Source organism: Asticcacaulis taihuensis (assembly GCF_900100255.1).
Classification (GTDB): Bacteria; Pseudomonadota; Alphaproteobacteria; order Caulobacterales; family Caulobacteraceae; genus Asticcacaulis; species Asticcacaulis taihuensis.
Genome location: NZ_FMTS01000004.1, coordinates 282,164 through 301,437 on the forward strand (window position 1 = coordinate 282,164; position 19,274 = coordinate 301,437).

Sequence of the window (19,274 nt, forward strand, 5' to 3'; positions counted from 1 at the left end):
GTGGTTTAAGGCGCCGTCATCATGTCCGCCGACGCCGCACTGGCTCTTCTCGATGGGCGCGGCGTTCTGGGGCCGGCAATGCCGGGATCCCTCAGCAGGCCATCCCGCGCCGACCACATAGCCCCGTCGATCTTGAGGCTGCCCACTGCCAGGCGTGCCTCGACCAACGGATGTTCAGCCAGGTTGCGGACCTGCATCCGGACATTCAGTTCACACAGGGTCTGGATCTGCGCCTCCTCGCTGACGATTTCGTCAAGCTGGCGCCGGTGCTGCCGGAACAGGCTGCGGATGGGGCTGGACCAGTAGTCGGCCGCGCCCAGCGCCTTGCCGCGCAGGACATGCCTGAGGCAATGGCAGCCATAGTGACCGCACACGACAATGCGCTCGATCTGAAGGCTGTCAATCGCATAGGCGAGCGTTGCCAGCAGGTTTGCATCCTGCGCCGAAACCTGATTGCCGAGATTTCGGTGGACCAGGCAGCCCTCCCTGCCGAAGGGGGCGATTTCCAGCGATGAATGCGGATTATCGCTGCAGCCGATCCATAAGATGCGGGGATCAGGTGTCTTGCCGATGCCGGTGAAAACGTGCGGGTCCGCCTGTGTCTGTTCGGCGACCCAGGCCAGGTTTTTCCTGAAGATCGAACTGCTCATTCCTTTACTCCGTCGAGAAGACGCCCGCGACGCGCGGCCAGGCGCGCGCTCAGGGCCTGAAGGTCGCAAGCTTGCAGGCGCAGCCGCGCTATCGGCAGGATGACGGCATTTTCCAGCGCGATATGCTTACGCTCATGCACCGCGAATTCGGTCAGAAGCGTTCGCAGCCCCGCATTCAGGGCCGGAGATTTCCGCTCTGACCGCGCTCTGATCAGGGCCGCCAGCAGGGTGGAGACCCGGTCGCCATCCGACTGGTGTTCGCCACTCAGGACACCGAGCACATGTTCGAGATCATCATCGGGCACCGCGCGCCGGCGAAGCAGCGGAAACAGGTCCTCCTCTTCATCCAGCACATGCAGCGGCATGTCATGTTCCAGAAAGGCGATGACCTCGTTCATGCCCTCTTCGTTATAAGCCGCCGCTGTCGCCAGGCTGTCGATAAGCCGGCACAATTGCCGGTGACGGTAATGTTCGGCGAACAGCCAGTTCAGCGGCTCGTGAATCAAGGAGTCCGGCAGCTTTTCGATTTCCGTTTCCTGAGCGTCCATAACTGTGTCTCCAGATAATTAGCAGCCAGAGCCATAAATCATCAGGCTTTCCTGATGAGGGAGAAGGTCTTCCTGGCTGGCGTCAGGCGCTTTTTCAGAACGCAGGTCACGCTGGCCAGCAAGGGGTCTTCCGCGCCCTGGGCGGCCGATACGAGCTGGGTAAAGGACTCGTCATCGGCATTATCCAGGAAATCGCGCACCTCATGCCGGATAAAGTCGGCAACGGAGGCGCCCTTGAGATCGGCGGCGGCCGCCACCTTGTCCGCCAGTTCCGGGTCGACAGCGGCCAGCCACGGCGCGATCCGCCCGGCCAGGGTGTCGTCATCGATCATGGCGCCCAGGGAAAGGCTTGGCCGTTCGACCTGGCCAGCCTCACCCATGCGCAGGGCGATGCCTTGGCTGCGGGCCGCCTCGACGAGCGTTTCGACATATCGGGCCGACGCGGCGATCCATGCGCGGCTTTCCAGATGCATCCGGATACGGTCCCGCACGGCTTCATAGGGCAGCCGCTGGCGCGCCACCCGACGGTCCAGCCGCAGGATATGCCAACCGAAACGCGAAGCGACCGGTTCGGGATAGATGGCGCCCACGGGCATGGACAGCAGGGTTTCCTCGACCTCAGCCACCAGATCGCCGATCTGCAACTGGCCCAGCGAACCCCCGACCTCCGCCGAGGGACACTGCGACAGCGCCCTGGCCAGGCCTTCAAACGCAGTGGGTTCGCCCAGAAGCTGCTTCACCAGGTCGAATGCCACATCGCGCGCCGATTCCTGGATAAGGATGTGCGAGGCTTCGTAAAGTTCGGGCGTGAAGAAGTGCTGGGGCCGGGCGTCGAAGAAGCGCCGGCATTCCGCCTCCGTCGGCGCGGCCGGGGTCAGCTCGCGGGCAAAGAGCTGACGGATCAGCGCCTCCTCGGTGGTTTCTATCCGGCCGCTGTCATCGCTTTCCGGCGCTGGTTCAAGTCCCAGTGCCGACGCCCGGTTCAGCAGCAGCGCCTTGACGGCCAGGGCATGGGCCGCCTGTTTGTGCGCCTCGGCCGAGGTCGGTGCGGGATGGTTCGGCATCTCCTCACGGATCAGTTTTTCGGGGATTTCCACCCCGTCTATGACAAAAACGTCCATAAGCCTATCTCCGCTTGGGTTGCGTCATATCGCGGCGGGTGCGCACAAGCTGCCAGCCACGACGGTTGAGATACCAGACCGGCGCCGACAGCATGTGGACCAGGCGGGTGAACGGGAAGACCAGCAGGATGGTCATGCCGAGCAGCAGATGCGCCTTGAAGACCAATGACACATCGCGGACATAGGCCGCGGCGCCGCCCTGGAAGCTGAATATGCCCTGCGCCCAGGTCATGAATTTCACCATTTCGCTGCCGTCGAGATGCTGAGCGGACACAGGGATGGTGGCCAGGCCGAGGCAAAGCTGAACGGTCAGAAGCGCCAGTATGGCGATATCGGCAAAACTCGATGTCTTGCGGATACGAGCATCAAACAGGCGCCTGTGCAGCAGCAGCAGTGCCCCCATCAGTCCGAATACGCCGGCAATGCCGCCGGCGATCATGGCCAGCAATTGCTTGGCCATGTGCGGCACGCCGAAATATTCAAAGACGGCGATCGGCGTCAGCAGACCGACGAGATGGCCGACGAAAATGACCAGTATGCCGAGATGGAAAAGCACCGATCCGGCGACGAGCTGCTTGCGGCGCAGAAGCTGAGACGAGCCCGAACGCCAGGTATATTGCTCGCGGTCGAAGCGCAGGATCGAGCCCAGAGCCAGCACCGACAGGGCGATATAGGGATAGACCCCGAACAGGAGGTTATTGACGGTTTCCATGATCACGCTCCTCTGGCGATAGCGGGTTTAGGGGGGACGCGCATGGCCTCAACCAGCGCTTCGGCCTTGGGACAGCCAGCCTCGCCGGGCCCGAAGGTCACCGCGCTTTCTTCCCAGGTCTTGTCGAGCGCTTCGAGATCGTCAGGATCCTGTTCCGGTTCCGCCAGCAGGGCGGCAACCACGCCGGCTTCGGCGCGCACACCGGCCAGGGCCACGAGGCTGTCGAAGACCGCCTGATAACGGCTGTCGCGCTTCTTCAGCCGGACCGCCATGGCTTCGAGCACATGCACGGCCTCCCCAAGGAAAGACGCCGCCTCGGCCTGAGGCAGAATCGACAGGAACTCCAGGAATACCGGCAGAAAATCAGGCAGCTCATTGGCATCGAGCTCAAGCCCCCGGCTGCGGTACAGCTCAAGCAGGGCAACCATCGCCTGGCCGCGTTCACGGCTTTCGCCGTGGACATGCTCATAAAGATTGAGCGAAAGGGAGCGCGTGCGGTCGAAGATATCGATATAGCACTCCTGAAGGTCGTAAAGGTCGTCCGCGGCGATTTCGGCGATCAGGGCGTCAACCGCCTTGCGGTTTGCCGCCGGCAGGAGATTTTCCTCGCGCAATACCTGCGAAATAGCCCCGACGGTCTCCTTGACCGCCGGGGTCGGGTAGGACAGCAGGCAGGCCAGTCCTCGATATGTAAGGGCCATGGCTTACGCCTCCTTCACTGTGGGCACGGCGGCCGGTTTCTTGATCTTGCCGAACAGGCCGAACTCGGTCTGGCCGCCGGAACAGCCATTGCCGAAGGTGAAGCCGCACGACCCGCGCAGGTCATAGGCATCTTCCGCCGCCTCGCGGTGCGTGGTCGGGATGACGAAGCGATCCTCGTAATTGGCGATCGCCATGATTTTATACATGTCCTCGACCTGGGCGACCGAGAGTCCAACCTTTTCAACCAGGGGCACGTCGATGCGGCCTTCGATCGTCTTGGTGCGCATGTAGCAGCGCATGGTCATCATGCGTTGCAGGCCGGTGATCACCGGGGCCTCAACGCCGGCCGTCAGCAGGTTGGCCAGGTATTTGGCCGGGATGCGCAGCGAATGGACATCCGGCATTTCGCCGTCCATTTCCAGCGCGCCCGCCGAGGCCGCAGACTGGATCGGCGACAGGGGCGGCACATACCAGACCATCGGCAGGGTGCGGTATTCCGGGTGCAGCGGGAAGGCGATTTTCCAGTCCATCGCCATCTTGTAGACCGGACTGTGGCGCGCGGCCTCAAGCCAGGCTTCGGGGATGCCATCGAGGCGCGCCTGGGCGATCACCTTCGGGTCATGCGGATCGAGGAAGACATCGAGCTGGGCCTGGTAAAGGTCTTCATCCGGCACCGAAGCCGCCGCTTCGATCCGGTCGGCGTCATAAAGCAGGACGCCGAGATAGCGAATGCGACCGACGCAGGTTTCCGAGCAGACCGTCGGCAGGCCGACCTCGATGCGCGGGAAGCAGAAGGTGCATTTCTCCGACTTGCCCGAACTCCAGTTGTAATAGATCTTCTTGTACGGGCAGGCCGAAACGCACATGCGCCAGCCGCGGCATTTGTCCTGGTCGATCAGGACGATGCCGTCTTCCTCGCGTTTGTAGATGGCGCCGGATGGGCACGCCGCGACGCAGGCGGGGTTTAGGCAGTGCTCGCACAGGCGCGGGAGGTACATCATGAAGGTGTTCTCGAATTCGCCGTACATGGCTTTTTCGATGCCTTCGAAATTGTAGTCCTTCGAGCGCTTGGAAAATTCGCCGCCGAGGATTTCCTCCCAGTTCGGGCCGCGCTCGATCTTCTCCATGCGTTCGCCGGTGATCTTCGAACGCGGACGCGCCGTCGGGAACGCCTTCAGTTCGGGCGCCGTTTGTAAGTGGCCGTAATCAAAATCGAACGGCTCGTAATAGTCGTCGATTTCCGGCAGGTCGGGGTTGGCGAATATCTTCGACAGGATGCGCCATTTGGCGCCCATGCGCGGTTCGATCTTACCACTGGCCTTGCGTACCCAGCCGCCGTTCCACTTTTTCTGGTTCTCCCACTCTTTGGGATAGCCGACGCCAGGCTTGGTCTCGACATTGTTGAACCAGGCGTATTCGACGCCTTCGCGGTTGGTCCAGACGTTCTTGCACGTCACGGAACAGGTATGACAGCCGATGCACTTATCGAGATTGAGCACCATGCCGATCTGGGCACGTATCTTCATTGACCGGCCTCCTTCTTGCTGAGTTTCTTTTCGAGCCAGTCGATTTTCTTCATCTTCCGCACGACGACGCATTCGTCGCGGTTGGAACCGACCGTGCCGTAATAGTTGAAGCCGTAGGCGAGCTGGGCATAACCGCCGATCATGTGGGTCGGCTTGGGCACTACACGCGTGACCGAATTGTGGATGCCGCCGCGCTGGCCGGTGATCTCCGATCCCGGCGTGTTCACGATCTTCTCCTGGGCGTGGTACATGAAGATCGTGCCTTCCAGCATCCGCTGCGAGACGACCGCTCGCGCGGTCAGCGCCCCGTTGGCGTTGAACACCTCCACCCAGTCGTTATCCTCGATCCCGACCTTGCGGGCGTCGGTTTCCGACAGCCAGACGACCGGGCCGCCCCGGTTGAGGGTCAGCATCATCAGGTTGTCGGAATAGGTCGAGTGAATGCCCCATTTCTGGTGCGGCGTAATGAAGTTGAGGACGATTTCCGCCTCGCCATTGCTTTTCTCGCCCTTGACCCAGGTCGTTTTCAGGTCGACCGGCGGCTTGTAGACACACAGGCCCTCGCCGAAGGCCCGCATCCACAGATGGTCCTGGTAGAGCTGCTGGCGGCCGGTCAGGGTCCGCCATGGGATCAGTTCATGGACATTGGTATAGCCGGCATTGTAGCAGACGTGCTCGCTCTCGATGCCCGACCAGGTGGGCGACGAAATGATCTTTCTCGGCTGGGCCACGATATCGCGGAAGCGGATCTTTTCGTCCTCCTTCGGCAGGGCCAGGTGATCGTGCTTGCGGCCGGTCTGCTTTTCGAGCGCCCGCCACGACTTGACCGCGACCTCGCCATTGGTTTCCGGCGCCAGCATCATGATCGCCTCGGCGGCATCGATATCGGTTTCGATGCGCGCCAGCCCTTCGCTGATGCCTTTTTCCGTTACCCGACCATTGAGATCCTTCAGTGCGTGAACCTCGTGTTCAGTGTTCCAGGCGATGCCCTTGCCGCCATTGCCGGTCTTTTCCAGCAGGGGGCCAAGCGAGGTGAAGCGCTTATAGAGATTGGGATAGTCACGCTCGACAACCGTGACCTGCGACATGGTCTTGCCGGGGATGGGCTCGCATTCGCCTTTATACCAGTCCCTGACGTCGAACGGCTGGGCCATTTCGCCGGCCGTATCGTGCTGGATCGGCGTCAGGACCACATCCTTTTCCAGGCCCAGCACTTCGGGGGCCACGGCCGAAAAGGTCTTCGCCAGCCCCTTGAAGATCGCCCAGTCTGAGCGTGCTTCCCAAGCCGGATCGACCGCCGCCGTCAGCGGGTGGATGAAGGGGTGCATGTCCGAGGTATTGAGGTCGTGCTTTTCGTACCAGGTCGCCGTCGGCAGGACGACATCGGAATAGACCGCCGTGGTCGACATGCGGAAATCGAGGGTCACGAGCAGGTCAAGCTTTCCCTCCGGCGCATGATCGTGCCAGACGACATCCTTCGGCTTCTGCTTGCCGGTCTGGCCCAGATCCTTGCCCTGCACGCCGTGGCTGGCGCCCAGCAGGTGCTTGAGGAAATATTCATGCCCCTTGCCCGATGATCCCAGCAGGTTCGAGCGCCAGACAAACATGTTGCGCGGCCAGTTGACCGGATTGTCCGGGTCCATGCAGCTCAGTTTCAGCGAGCGGTCCTTCAGTGACCTAGCGACATAATCCTTCGCATCTATGCCCGCCTCGGCGGCCTGCCGCGCGATCTCCAGCGAATTGGTTTCCAGAGCCGGCGCCGAAGGCAGCCAGCCCATGCGCTCGGCGCGGACATTGTAATCGATCAGCGAGACGTTCCAGTCGCCTTCCGGCGCGGTCGGCGACAGGAGTTCGCTGGCCGATACGGTTTCGTAACGCCACTGATCGGTGTGGGCATAGAAGTAGGAGGTGCCGTTCTGCTGGCGCGGCGGCTTGGCCCAGTCGGTGGCGAAGGCGATCGGCGCCCAGCCGGTCTGCGGCCGCAGTTTTTCCTGGCCGACATAGTGCGCCCACCCGCCACCGGACTGCCCGACGCAGCCGCACATGACCAGCATGTTGATGACGGCGCGGTAGTTCATGTCCATGTGGAACCAGTGGTTCATCGCCGCACCGATAATGACCATCGACTTGCCGTTGGTCTTTTCGGCATTGGTGGCGAAACCGCGCGCCACAGCGATGATCTTGTCACGCGACACCGTGGTGATCTTTTCAGCCCAGGCCGGCGAATAAGGCTGCGGGTCATCGAAATCCGTCGGCATGTAGTCGCCGCCGAAGCCCTGGTCGACGCCGTAATTGGCGAGGAACAGGTCGTAGACGCTGGCGACGACCGCCTCGCCTTCCTTCAGTTGCATCCGCTTGACCGGCACGTTGCGCACCAGCACATCCGGATGGTCGGTCGAGGCGAAACCATTGCTGGCCGAATTGGCGAAATACGGGAAGCCGACACCGGCGACCTCATCGTGCGCGCCCTTCAGACCCAGGCGCAGGCGGGTCTCAGCGCCGTTGGCGGCCTTTTCTTCGAGGTTCCATTTGCCATCCTCGCCCCAGCGGAAGCCGATCGAGCCCAGCGGCACCACGACCTGCCCGGTCGTTTCGTCTATGGCGACCGTCTTCCAGTCGGGGTTATTGGCTTCGTCCATGTCACCGATAAAATCGGAGGCGCGCAGCAGGCGTTCCGGGATCAGGTAGCCATCCTTCTTCACCAGGCGGACCAGCATCGGCATGTCGGAATATTTGCGCAGGTAATCGCGGAAATACGGCACCTGGCGATCCTGATGGAACTCTTTCAGGATCACATGACCGAAGGCCATGCCGAGCGCCGCGTCCGTGCCCTGTTTGACCGCCAGCCAGATGTCGCCGAACTTCGACGCTTCCGAATAGTCAGGGCAGATGACCGCCGACTTCACGCCCTTGTAGCGGGCCTCGGTGTAGAAATGGGCATCGGGCGTGCGGGTCTGCGGCACGTTCGAGCCCCACAGCAGCAGGAAGCCGGAATTATACCAGTCGGCCGATTCCGGCACGTCGGTCTGTTCGCCCCAGGTCTGAGGGGAAGACGGCGGCAGGTCGCAATACCAGTCATAGAAGGAGCCGCAGACCCCGCCCAGCAGTTGCAGATAGCGGGCGCCGGCGGCATAGGAGACCATCGACATGGCCGGGATCGGCGAGAAGCCGAACACGCGGTCGGGGCCATAGCGCCTGACGGTATAGGCATTGGCGGCGGCGATGATCTCGTTGACCTCATCCCAGTTGGCCCTGACAAAACCGCCGGCGCCGCGCATCTTCGTATAGCTGTCGCGTTTCTTCGGGTCGCGCTGGATCGATTCCCAGGCCGCGACCGGCGCCAGCTTCGCCCTCGCCTCACGCCACAGCTTCAGCAGCCGCGAGCGGACGAGCGGGTATTTCACGCGGTTGGCCGAATAGAGATACCAGCTATAGCTGGCGCCGCGCGCGCAGCCGCGCGGTTCGTGGTTCGGCAGGTCCGGCCGGGTGCGCGGATAATCGGTCTGCTGAGTTTCCCAGGTGACGATCCCGCCCTTGACGTAGATCTTCCACGAGCACGAACCGGTGCAGTTCACGCCGTGGGTGGAACGCACGATCTTGTCGTGGCGCCAGCGGTCGCGGTAGGCTTCCTCCCAGGTGCGGTCGTCGTCATTCAGGACGCCGTGCCCGCTGGAGAACAGTTCGGTCTTGCGTTTGAAAAAGGCGAGACGGTCAAGAGTATGGGACATGGTTTATTCCGCCGCTTTGAGGGTGGTGGGAGACTGGGCGCCACTGAGGATGGAGCCCTTGCGCACATAGGTGGCCCAGTTCAGGACCGCGCAGGTGATGTAGAAGGTCAGGAAAACGACCAGGGCCGTGTTGGCGTTGCCGGTATCTTTCAGCGACTGGCCAAACGCCATCGGGATGAATACGCCGCCAAAGGCACCGAAGGCCGAGGTGAAGCCGACAATGGCCGCGCTTTCCATTTCAGCCGACTGAAGGCGTTCGGCCGGTGTCGCGGCCGGCATCAGGCGGGCCATGCTGGCGCGTACAATCGCCGGGATCATCTGGAAGGTCGAGGCGTTGCCGACGCCGGTCCAGAAGAAGAGCCACATGAAGCTGGCGAAAAATATCTGGAAGTTCGCCGGCCCGCCAAAAGCGCCCACGCCCCTGAGCGTGCAGACAACGCCCAGGATCAGCGCGCCAAAGGTGACCTGGGTCACATTCTGGCCGCCCCACCGGTCGGATATCCAGCCGGTCAGGGCGCGCGAAAGCGCACCAACCAGGGGGCCCAGGAAGGCGATCTTCAGCACCAGCACATCCGGAAACAGGGTCTTGGCCAGGAGCGGAAAGGCCGCCGAAAAACCGATGAAGGAACCGAACGTGCCAAGGTAGAGCCAGCACATGATCCAGTTGTGGCGGCGGCGGAAAACGACCGACTGGGCCTTGAACGATGCCTTCGCCGTGGAGATATCGTTCATGCCGAACCAGGCGGCGGCCGCGGCGGCGAGGATGAACGGCACCCAGATGAAGGCGGCGTTTTGCAGGTAAAGCTGGCTGGCGACACCCTTGTCATGGATGGTGAGACCGGCGCCAAAGACCGGGGCAAAAAAGCCGCTGGTTATGATTACCGGCACAACAAACTGCATCAGGCTGACACCGAGATTGCCGAAGCCGGCATTGATCGCCAGAGCATTCCCCTTCTGCGCCTTCGGGAAGAAGAAGCCGATATTGCTCATCGAGGAAGCGAAGTTGCCGCCGCCGAACCCGCACAGCAGGGCGAGAAGAACAAACATCGCATACGGCGTTTCCGGGTGCTGGACGGCAAGACCGATCCCCACCGCCGGCACGGCCAGTGACAAGGTGGTCAGCACGGTCCACAGCCGCCCGCCCAGGATCGGCACGATAAAGCTGTAAAAGATGCGTAGCGTGGCGCCGGAAAGCGCCGGCAGCGCCGTCAGCCAGAACAACTGGTCGGTCGTGAAGCGAAACCCGACGAGCTTCAGCTTGGCCACGACCATGGACCAGACCATCCAGACGGCGAAGGCCAGGGTCAGGTTGGGCACGGAAATCCACAGGTTGCGCGCCGCTATGCTGCGGCCCTTGCCTTGCCAGTAGTCCGGGTCTTCGGGCTTCCAGTCGGTGAGCAAATGATTTGCCATTGGTGCGTCTCCTTAAGACTTGGCGGCGGGCGCCTGGCCCATGCCGACCAGTTCAGGCAGTTCGGGAAGTGTGGACATGCCGGGAAAACGGGCCTGCTCCATGCGGCGGATGGCGAAATGCATCCACAGAAGCGCCGAGCCGACCAGGACGAACAGCAGCATGAAGCAACTGGTCCAGATACCGGTGATGTCGTTGAGGAAGCCGAAGGTGATCGGCAGGATGAAACCGCCAAGGCCACCGACCATGCCGACCACGCCGCCGACGGCGCCGACGCGATCGGGGTAATAGACAGGAATGTGTTTGTAGACCGCAGCCTTGCCCAGGCTCATGAAGAAGCCGAGCACAAAAATGATCATCGTGAAAGGCACCAACCCGGTCGCTATCCGGAAGGCAATGGGGCCCTTTACGCCATCCACCACATAGCTGGCCGACGGATAGGCGAGAAGGAAGCAGCAGATGAGGCTGACCCCGAAGGTCAGATACATGACCTTGCGGGCGCCGATCCGGTCAGCCAGCCAACCGCCGGCGGCCCGGAACAAAGACGCCGGAATGGAATAGGCCGCTGCGAACAGGCCCGCCGTCCGGACATCCAGGCTGTAAACACCGACCAGGTAATGCGGTAGCCAGAGAGCAAGCGAAACGAAGCCGCCGAACACAAAGAAATAGTAGAGGGCAAAGCGCCACACCTGCAGGTTCCGCAACGGTGCGAGCTGGGTCAGCATGGGCACGGCCTTTACGCCGCTTTTCCGCCGCGACACCAGGTCCGGGTCATCCTTGGTGGTAAAGAAGAAGACGAGCGCCATGACGAAGAGACCAAGAGCCCAGTATTGGGCGACAGCGGTCCAGCCGAAGGCGACCATCACCATCGGCGCGACGATCTTGGTGAAGGCCGAACCGATATTGCCGGCGCCGAAGATGCCAAGAACCGTGCCTTGCCGGCTTTTCGGATAGAAACGCGAAACATAGGCCACGCCCACCGCGAACGACCCGCCGGAAATGCCCACGCCCAGAGCGGCCAGAAGAAATTGCGGATAGGTGTGGGCAAAGGACAGAAGATAGGTGGCCGCGGCCGCCGCCAGCATGACCAGCAGGTTGACGACCCGTCCGCCAAACTGGTCGGTCCAGACGCCAAGGAACAGCCTGACCAGTGAGCCGGTCAGGATCGGCGTGCCGGCCAGCAGGCCGAATTCGGCATCGTTCAGATGGAGGTCCGTCTTGATTTGAATGCCGATGATGGCAAAGATCGTCCAGACCGCAAAACAGGCCGTGAATGAAAGGGTACTCACCCAGAGTGCGGCAAAGGCGCCCGGTGCGGGTTTGTCGGAAACGGAAACCATATACATCTACCCCTGAGACAGGCCAATGGTGTTGTCACGGCAGAAATACGAGAGAGAAAGCAGAATTCACTTGATGATTATCAAGTTTTAAAACCATGTCTGTCAGGCGATAACTATAATCAACCGCGACACAGTATCCATTTGTCTTATTTAAACAATTCGATTGCTGTTTTTGCTTCAATCAATTGACAATTATCAACCCTTGGATATAGCCAGACGGCTATTAAAAAGTCAGTAAAACGCCTGGCAAAGCTTGCGATTTTGGCTTGACATTTATCAATTGCAGCAGCAATGCTGAGTTGAACTCCCCAGCTATAATGAGTCAGTCCCGCCAATGAGAGATGTCGATCTTAACCGAATTCGCGGCCTGCAATTATTCGCCGGCATGAGTGACGCCCGATTCACGGACGCGACCGGCGGTGCCTTTCTGCAAAACTTTCCGGCCAATGCCACCCTGCTTTATGAAGGCGATCCGGTCGACTTCCTCTATATCTTGCTGGAAGGCACGGTTGAGCTACAGGGCACCTGGAAGGACAAGGAAAGCACACTGGCGATTCTCAGGCCCATTTCGACCTTCATCCTGGCGGCCGTGGTGCTGGACGCCAATGCCCTGATGTCGGCCCGCACGCTTGAGAAGTCGCAGATTCTTATGCTTTCAGCCGAGTCGCTGCGGCGCACGATGAATGAAGATCCGGCCTTTGCCGTGGCCGTCGCCCAGGAAGTTTCCGGCTGCTATCGCGGCCTGGTCCGTTCCATCAAGAACCAGAAGCTGCGCAGCGGCGCCGAGCGGCTGGCCAATTACCTCCTGACGCTTCAGGTGCGCCAGGGTGGCGTGGAAACGGTCACACTGCCTCACGAAAAGCGCACCCTCGCCTCACTGCTGGGCATGACGGCCGAAAACCTGTCGCGCGCCTTCGCCACCCTGTCTGATTACGGCGTCGAAGTGCAGGGCGCGGAAGTCAAACTCGCCCGACCGGTGCCTCTCAGACGCCTCGCGGCGCCCAGTCCGCTGCTCGACAATCACATGCCGCCAGGCAAGGGGACGACTGGCAAGGCCGCCAAGGAGATGTGGCCGCCTTCTGAGCGGTCATGCAGCGCCGAAAGAGGCTAACCGCCTAACTCCGCCAGATGCCGGAGGTCGCCGGGCAGATTGTCCTTCAGCCTGTGGCCGACCGGTTTGCCGGTCAGGGCGCCGGATATCCGTTCAATAAGCGCCGGCCGGTCATCCGCCTTTTGCAACAGGTCACGCAGATCGCAGCCCCCTTCCCCGAAGAGGCACAGGCGCAGCTTGCCGCGGGCAGTCACCCGCAGCCGGTTGCAACCGTCGCAGAATCCGGCGGCATAGGGCGCGATCAGACCGATGCGCCCCGCATAGTCGGGATGGGCATATTCATTCGCCGGCCCGCCGTCCTTCAGTTTCGGCTGCAATTGCCAGCCTGACGCTTCGAGCCAGTCGGTAACGATGCTGCCCCTGACGTGATTGGCGGCAAAATAGTCGGCATTATCGCCTGTGCGCATCAGTTCGATGAACCGCACCGCGACCGGCCTGTGACGCACAAATTCCGCCCAGACATCAAAGTCTGCCTCGGCCGTATCCTTAAGCAGGACCGCATTGAGCTTTACCGAAGTGAAATCCAGGCCGAGCGCCCTGTCAATTCCCGCCAGGACGGCCGGCAGCCTGTCATGCCCGGTAATGTGACGAAACCGCTCGCGGTCAAGCGAATCGACGCTGACATTCAGATGGCTGAGGCCGGCATTGCGCCACTGCGCGACCCGACGATCCAGGTTCCAGCCATTGGTGGTCATGGCGATCTTCGTGATGCCCTCGACCGCGGCCAGATGCGCGATTACCTCGGCCAGGTCCGGCCGAACGCTGGGCTCTCCCCCGGTCAGGCGAATTTTCGACACGCCGACCTCAGCGAATGCGGCGGCCAGGTTCGCTGTTTCAGCGGGGGTCAGGAAGCTGAGCGGCCCGGTTTTCTTCCATCCGTCCGGCAGGCAATAGGTGCAGCGGAAATTGCAGACCTCGGTGACGGAGAGCCGCACATAGGAGAAGCGGCGGCCGAACCCGTCCGACAGATTGCGAGCCTCGAAGGCCATGAAAACTCCCTCGCAAAACAAAGAGCGGCAGGTCACCCCACCGCTCTGACCAGCACACTCAGGCGAATGGCCGTGATCTGCCGCGACGGGGTGGCGAAGGGGAACGCGCCACCGGTGCGGTGTCACAGACCTTAAGGCCGGCGCCCGGCCGCGTCATTGACAGGTCCGTCCGCCCTGCTTGACATTCATCAATTCAAGCCCGCCGGCGGGCGGTAACCAGCCTGGGTCCGTAGACCAAGACGAAGCCGCCGAACGCTGCCATCCACAGCATGGCCGAGAGGATCAGGCCGGACATATAGACCTGAGGCACCAGGGCGGCCCCTACTCTCACCAGGGCCGCCGCATTGACCAGAAGGTAAATAATGAGCGTTCCGCGGCCAGCCGTCAGGGGCCGTCCGGTGTGTCCGAGGCTGGACCGCGTCATGACGGCCAGGGTCATCACGCCGATGGCGCCGGCAGTCAGTGCGTGAAGCCCCGCCTGCATCGGCACCGCGCCCGGCGGATTGACCGCCTGCCCCAGCGCCGCCAGGCCCAGCAAGACCAGGCCGATGACCAGCCAGGCGTAACCGACATGCAGGATCCACAACAGCGGCTCCTTGCGCGTGGCTAGTCCCCGCCACCGGCTGAGGCGCCAGCCATTGAGTCCGCCCGCCGCCAGGAGCGCGCCACCGCTCCACGGCGAGGCGGGAACCAGGCCCCAGCCCAGCAAAGCCACTGCCGTCATGACCATGACGAGCAGATCCCGGCGGTTGAAAGCCGGCGGCATGAGGGCCATACCGGCCTTTTTCAGCCAGTTGGTGGTGAAACTCGGAATGATGCGGCCGCCGATCAGCGCAACCAGGGTCAGAATGACCCCAAGCGCCAGGCGGATCGTCACCTGCGTCTCCCCGCTGTGAAAGGCTATATTGGCCAGGGCCAGCAGCGATACCATGACCGCCACCTGCAGGTTGCGCCAGTTCTTCCCGGTCAGTATCTCGCGCCAGATCACCACGGCAAATACGCACAGGAAAGCGCTGTCGGCAAGCGCTGCCGTCAGGCCGTCATGGGCCGGGGACAACATGGCCAGTCGACCAATAGCCCACAGCCCGAAAAGCAGAGCCAACGGGACGCCTGTAACCGGCAGCCTGCCCGTCCAGTTCGGCACAGCGGTCAGCAGGAACCCGGCAATGATGCCGCAGATATAGCCGAACAGCATCTCATGGGCGTGCCAGGCCACATCGATCCGCAAAGCAACCGTCTGGCCACCGGAATATATCCATATCCACAGCGGCACCATGAGCGCCGACCAGGTTGCGGCAAACAGATAGAAGGGCCTGAAGCCCGCACTGAACAGGGATAGGCCCGTGAAGGCTCTCATTTGCTGCGCAGTCGTCGCCATGACGCAAACTCCGTGTTTTTATTCATAATAATGCTTATCACTCGCAGTTAACAGGTGACAGAGTGTCACGCGCATCGCGCGGCCTGACTGCCCGGCTTCCCGAGCAGGTAACCGGAAACGAGAGGCCCAGGCAGCGCCAGCGCTTTCAGGCGGGCATTCAACTCGACGGCCTCCATGGCGTTCCAGGCAAAGGCATCGAACAGTCGGGCGACCGCGATCATATCCACGGAATGCGGGCTGAGCCTCAGGGTCGTCACGCCGCCCGCCGTCAGCCGGTCGATGGAAACACCCGGTACATGGACGCCGTTCGACAGGGTCTGGATGCCGTTGATGGCCAGAAAATCCTGGTCCTCGACGGTCCGGACGGACCGTCCGTCCGGGTCGCGGTCACAGACAAACTGACAGGCATCCTTATGGAGATTGTGGGCGCGCGCGTGATAGCACCGCCCGGAAAGAGCCAGCGGCAGCCGCCCGAAGGCATGGATTTCAATGGGCAGGTCCGGGACGCTTTTGTGAATGGCGCCGATGGCGTCGAGCGACAGTTCTATATTGGCGCACAGCCGGACACACCCCATCGCCACAAGCTGCCTCGCCGCCAGTTCGTTATAGACATTGAGGAACGGCCCTGCGACGAAGGGCCGCCGGCCGCGCCTCAGGAGGACCGACATGTCATTGACCTCGATCTCGTCTTCGACGGCGGCCAAGGCGCCCGACATGGACTGCTCCCGCTCGGTTGCCGGCAAGGCCAGGCTGGAAAAGACCACGGTCTTGCCGGCGCCGATCAGGCGCTCGGCGGCACGCGCCAGGACGGGGCCTAAAAACGGTATCCTCTTGGAGCATACGACTTCCCCCAGATAGACGCGGTCAAACGGGCTTTCATCGGCTATCCGTGCGTAGAAAGCCTCCGTGACTTCAGGAGACCAATTGAAGAGCAAAGGGCCCAGGCTCAGTTTTGCTACCGCCATGATTTTCTGTACGCTCCAGACGTTTCCTTTCGCCCCTCGGCAAGATCGGCCAGCATATCGGCATAGGGCGCGGTCGGTCGGCCGGCTTCGAGGGCGTCTATCGCCTGCCGGAACGCCCGCGCCACGCGCGATACATATGCCTTCCCCCTTTGCCGCCCTTCGACCTTGACGGCGGTGACACCGGCGCGCTTCAGGCCCGCCAGCATATCCATGGCGTTAAGACTCACCGGGTCTTCAAACAGATAGGCGGGCTTATCATCGATGACAAAACGGCTCTTGCACAGGGTGGGATATCCGGCCGGTTCGCCCGGCGCGTGGCGATCAATGGCGAAATCGCCCAGCCGGGCCGTCGTCATGCCCTGGGATTCGACAAAGCGGACGGAATCAGGCGGCGAACATACACCTGTCAGATTGGGCGATCCCGGCGCGGCGTAGGATGACAACGCGCAGCGGCCTTCCGCCATGACGCACAGGCCGCCATAAACGAACGCCTCGATTTCCACATCGACCGCGCGGGTCAGGCGCGTGACTTCTTCAACGCTGAGCACGCGCGGCAGCACCACACGCTTGACGCCAAAGGTCTCGGCATAGAAGGCGATTGCCTGGGGTGTGCCCGCCGCGGCCTGGACGGAGAGATGAAGCCGCAAATCCGGCCAGACCGAATGCGCATAGGCCAGGACGCCCAGGTCGGCGGCGATAACCGCATCCACTCCGGATCGCGCCGCGCAGTCGACGGCCCTTTGCCATTCCCCCGTATCGCCGGCCCTGGCAAAGGTATTGATGGCCAGCAGGAGCTTGCCGCCCTTCTCGTGCGTCCAGTTGACGGCCGCCGCCAGTTCGGCGGCATCCAGGTTCAGGCCGGGAAAGTTCCGGGCGTTGGTCTCGTCGCGCAGGCCGCAATAAACACTGTCGGCGCCGCCTTCGATGGCCGCGCGCAGCATGGGCGCCGAGCCGGCGGGGCATACCAGTTCCAGCTTCCGTTTAGACGGCGCCATGGCGCATCCCGAAAGGCAATCCGGCGACCAACCGGTTGAAGGCGGGTTTCAGTCTGGCGGGCAGTCCCAGAATATCGCCCGGTCCCAGTTCGGCGGCCTCCAGGGCATTGCGCATAGCCAGCGCCGCATCGGTTGCACCCTCCAGCCTTATGTCGCCGCCGAAGAAGCTGGAATCCGCGTCTATCGTCCCGTCGAACAGGCCAAGCAGCGTCTTAAGATTTCCGCTGATCCTGACCGAATAAGCCTTGTCCTCCTGCCCCGTGACGATTTCGACGATACCCTGCCGCGCCAATGGCTTCAGCCGGAAGGCAAAAGGCATATCCATGGGCGCGATCAGGAATACGGCGTTCTGGAAGCGGCCAAGTTTTTGAAAGACATCAGGCCGTTCCCTGACCACCCGCCTGAGTGACGCCGTCAAAAGGGCATTAAGCGGCAGGGCCGCCGTTTTGAAAAACCAGCGCGGAGGCGCTGGCAAGGCCCGGAACGAGCCGAGGGATTTGGGACGCATAGGACTGGACGACTTTCCGCAGGTGAATGCCGCAGGCTTCGCAATATTGCCGCGGCACAGGCAAGCTTTGCCGACATGCCGCACCCCCGAAGTTTATCAAGCGGATGGCCGAAAAGCCTTAGGCGGCGAATTGACAGCCTTTAATGCCGCCGTGCGCGGGGGCGGCTATGGACATCCCAGTGAAGGAGTTTCGATATGACCATACCAGATACCATAGTCCCGGATACATTAGTCCCGGACACTTTGGTCAAAGACATCGCCGTGGCAGTGCCGGGCGCCACGGCCGTCTTCCGGCGTTACAAGATAGATTTCTGCTGCAAAGGCGGTGTGCCCCTAAGCGAGGCCGCAACCGCCCGCGGCGTCGACCTGGCGCTTGTGCTTGGTGATCTTGCGGCTCTGAATGGGGATGAAACCGAAGCGCCGGATGCGACCGAAGCGCTCATCCCGTATATAGTCGAGCGTTATCACGAGGTTCATCGCGCCGAGTTCCCCGAAGCGATCCGCATGGCACGCCGCGTCGAGGCCGTTCACCGCGACAGCCCTGACTGTCCGCACGGGCTAGGTGATCTTCTGGCCATCATGGCCCATGAACTCGACGAGCACCAGGCCATCGAGGAGCAGATGCTGTTCCCCGCCATGCTGGGCAGCCATTATGACCTGACCCATCCGGTTGCGCGCATGATGAGCGACCACGAAGATCTCGGCGAGCAACTCGAAGCCCTGGCGCGACTGACCACGGACTTCGTTCCGCCTCACGGCGCCTGCACGACCTGGCGCGCGCTCTATGCCGCCTGCCAGAAGCTGGATACGGATCTGCGCGTCCACATGCATCTGGAGAACAACATCCTGTTCCCCCGCTTTGCGGACCTGCCCCCCGTGACGGCCTAAGGCAGCGCCATGGCCGGTATTAATCCAGACCTCCCCTTCTACCCCCTTAATATCGCTGTCCTGACGATTTCGGATACCCGCGACATGACAACAGACACCTCCGGCGCCTTGCTGGCGGAGCGTCTGGTCGCGGCAGGCCACACCCTGACAGACCGCGTCATCGTGGCGGATGATGTCGACGCCATTCGCGGCCAGATCGGCAAGTGGGTGGCCGACGAGGGCATCGACGTCGTGCTGACGACCGGCGGCACGGGGTTCGCTCCGCGCGACGTAACCCCGGAGGCCATCCGTCCCTTGTTCCGACGTGAAATGGAAGGCTTCGGCGTGGTGTTTCATCATGCCAGCCTGGCAACCGTCGGCGTTGCGACGCTTCAGTCACGCGCCTTCGCCGGTCAGGCGGAAGATACATTCGTCTTCTGCCTGCCCGGCTCGACCGGCGCCTGCCGGGATGGCTGGGACCTGGTGCTGGCCATGGAACTCGACAGCCGCTTCCGCCCCTGTTCCCTGGTCGGCCAGATACCCCGTTATCGCGGGATTTGTCCGTAGCAATCGATTTAGGTTACTGTTGCTAGTAATGATGGTCAGGGTGTGCTGATCCCGGCTAACGTACTTGAAGGTGTGACGCCCGAGATGCGTATCTATGCCAAGGTATCTTTCTTCAGTCGTCCGCGCCAAGGGTACGGATGACTCTACGGCTGCGCC

General features: G+C 62.0%; 17 protein-coding genes. 3 read left to right on the forward strand and 14 right to left on the reverse strand.

Annotated features, from left to right (window positions below):
* Positions 1-5 precede the first annotated feature (5 nt).
* Genes BLO49_RS12155 through BLO49_RS18520 form a run of 9 tightly spaced genes read right to left on the reverse strand, consistent with a single transcriptional unit; the run spans position 6 to position 11,738 of the window.
* On the reverse strand, positions 6-650 hold the full coding sequence (locus BLO49_RS12155; RefSeq protein WP_090648869.1) for a carbonic anhydrase: 645 nt from the start codon (positions 648-650) through the stop codon (positions 6-8).
* Positions 647-1,198 (reverse strand): hemerythrin domain-containing protein, encoded by a 552-nt coding sequence (locus tag BLO49_RS12160; protein WP_090648871.1) that lies wholly within the window; start codon positions 1,196-1,198, stop codon positions 647-649. The genes BLO49_RS12155 and BLO49_RS12160 overlap by 4 nt, the downstream gene beginning before the upstream one ends.
* Before the next feature lie 41 nt (positions 1,199-1,239).
* Entirely contained in the window at positions 1,240-2,319 is a 1,080-nt protein-coding gene (locus BLO49_RS12165; RefSeq protein ID WP_090648874.1) for a peptidylprolyl isomerase, read from the reverse strand.
* A gap of 4 nt (positions 2,320-2,323) precedes the next feature.
* A complete protein-coding gene (gene narI, locus BLO49_RS12170; protein WP_090648876.1) occupies positions 2,324-3,031 on the reverse strand; it encodes a respiratory nitrate reductase subunit gamma in 708 nt (235 codons plus the stop codon).
* A 2-nt stretch (positions 3,032-3,033) separates the two neighbouring features.
* Positions 3,034-3,732 carry a nitrate reductase molybdenum cofactor assembly chaperone gene (gene narJ, locus BLO49_RS12175; protein WP_090648879.1) on the reverse strand — a complete coding sequence of 233 codons (699 nt, stop codon included), beginning with the start codon at positions 3,730-3,732 and terminating at the stop codon, positions 3,034-3,036.
* 3 nt (positions 3,733-3,735) lie between these two features.
* Positions 3,736-5,259, reverse strand: coding sequence for a nitrate reductase subunit beta (gene narH / locus BLO49_RS12180; RefSeq protein ID WP_090648881.1), 1,524 nt, complete (start codon positions 5,257-5,259; stop codon positions 3,736-3,738).
* A complete protein-coding gene (locus BLO49_RS12185; RefSeq protein WP_090648884.1) occupies positions 5,256-8,987 on the reverse strand; it encodes a nitrate reductase subunit alpha in 3,732 nt (1,243 codons plus the stop codon). The genes narH and BLO49_RS12185 overlap by 4 nt, the downstream gene beginning before the upstream one ends.
* A 3-nt stretch (positions 8,988-8,990) precedes the next feature.
* A complete protein-coding gene (locus tag BLO49_RS18515) occupies positions 8,991-10,400 on the reverse strand; it encodes an MFS transporter (RefSeq protein ID WP_090648887.1) in 1,410 nt (469 codons plus the stop codon).
* Between the two features lie 12 nt (positions 10,401-10,412).
* The gene (locus tag BLO49_RS18520; protein WP_090649054.1) at positions 10,413-11,738 is read right to left on the reverse strand and encodes an MFS transporter; all 1,326 of its coding nucleotides are present in this window, start codon (positions 11,736-11,738) and stop codon (positions 10,413-10,415) included.
* Between the two features lie 334 nt (positions 11,739-12,072).
* Here BLO49_RS18520 and BLO49_RS12200 point away from each other — a divergent pair, with 334 nt between their 5' ends.
* Positions 12,073-12,849 (forward strand): cyclic nucleotide-binding domain-containing protein, encoded by a 777-nt coding sequence (locus BLO49_RS12200; RefSeq protein ID WP_090648889.1) that lies wholly within the window; start codon positions 12,073-12,075, stop codon positions 12,847-12,849.
* On the opposite strand, the gene moaA is transcribed toward BLO49_RS12200, so the two are convergent.
* The 5 genes from moaA to ubiT all read right to left on the reverse strand — a co-directional run bounded on the left by moaA (position 12,846) and on the right by ubiT (position 17,684).
* A complete protein-coding gene (moaA, locus tag BLO49_RS12205; RefSeq protein WP_090648893.1) occupies positions 12,846-13,838 on the reverse strand; it encodes a GTP 3',8-cyclase MoaA in 993 nt (330 codons plus the stop codon). The two genes, BLO49_RS12200 and moaA, sit on opposite strands and share 4 nt — an antisense overlap.
* 193 nt (positions 13,839-14,031) lie before the next feature.
* Positions 14,032-15,216 (reverse strand): NnrS family protein, encoded by a 1,185-nt coding sequence (locus BLO49_RS12210; RefSeq protein WP_090648896.1) that lies wholly within the window; start codon positions 15,214-15,216, stop codon positions 14,032-14,034.
* A gap of 65 nt (positions 15,217-15,281) precedes the next feature.
* Entirely contained in the window at positions 15,282-16,181 is a 900-nt protein-coding gene (gene ubiV / locus BLO49_RS12215) for a ubiquinone anaerobic biosynthesis protein UbiV (RefSeq protein WP_090648898.1), read from the reverse strand.
* Positions 16,172-17,176, reverse strand: coding sequence for a ubiquinone anaerobic biosynthesis protein UbiU (ubiU, locus tag BLO49_RS12220; RefSeq protein ID WP_090648901.1), 1,005 nt, complete (start codon positions 17,174-17,176; stop codon positions 16,172-16,174). Before ubiU ends, ubiV begins: the two co-directional genes overlap by 10 nt.
* Positions 17,163-17,684 (reverse strand): ubiquinone anaerobic biosynthesis accessory factor UbiT, encoded by a 522-nt coding sequence (gene ubiT / locus BLO49_RS12225; protein ID WP_090648903.1) that lies wholly within the window; start codon positions 17,682-17,684, stop codon positions 17,163-17,165. The genes ubiU and ubiT overlap by 14 nt, the downstream gene beginning before the upstream one ends.
* A 195-nt stretch (positions 17,685-17,879) precedes the next feature.
* On the opposite strand from ubiT, the gene BLO49_RS12230 reads away from it, so the two are divergent.
* Positions 17,880-18,572, forward strand: a complete 693-nt coding sequence (locus BLO49_RS12230; RefSeq protein ID WP_090648906.1) for a DUF542 domain-containing protein — start codon at positions 17,880-17,882, stop codon at positions 18,570-18,572.
* 9 nt (positions 18,573-18,581) lie between these two features.
* The gene (gene moaB / locus BLO49_RS12235) at positions 18,582-19,118 is read left to right on the forward strand and encodes a molybdenum cofactor biosynthesis protein B (RefSeq protein WP_090648909.1); all 537 of its coding nucleotides are present in this window, start codon (positions 18,582-18,584) and stop codon (positions 19,116-19,118) included.
* The last annotated feature ends 156 nt before the right edge of the window (positions 19,119-19,274 follow it).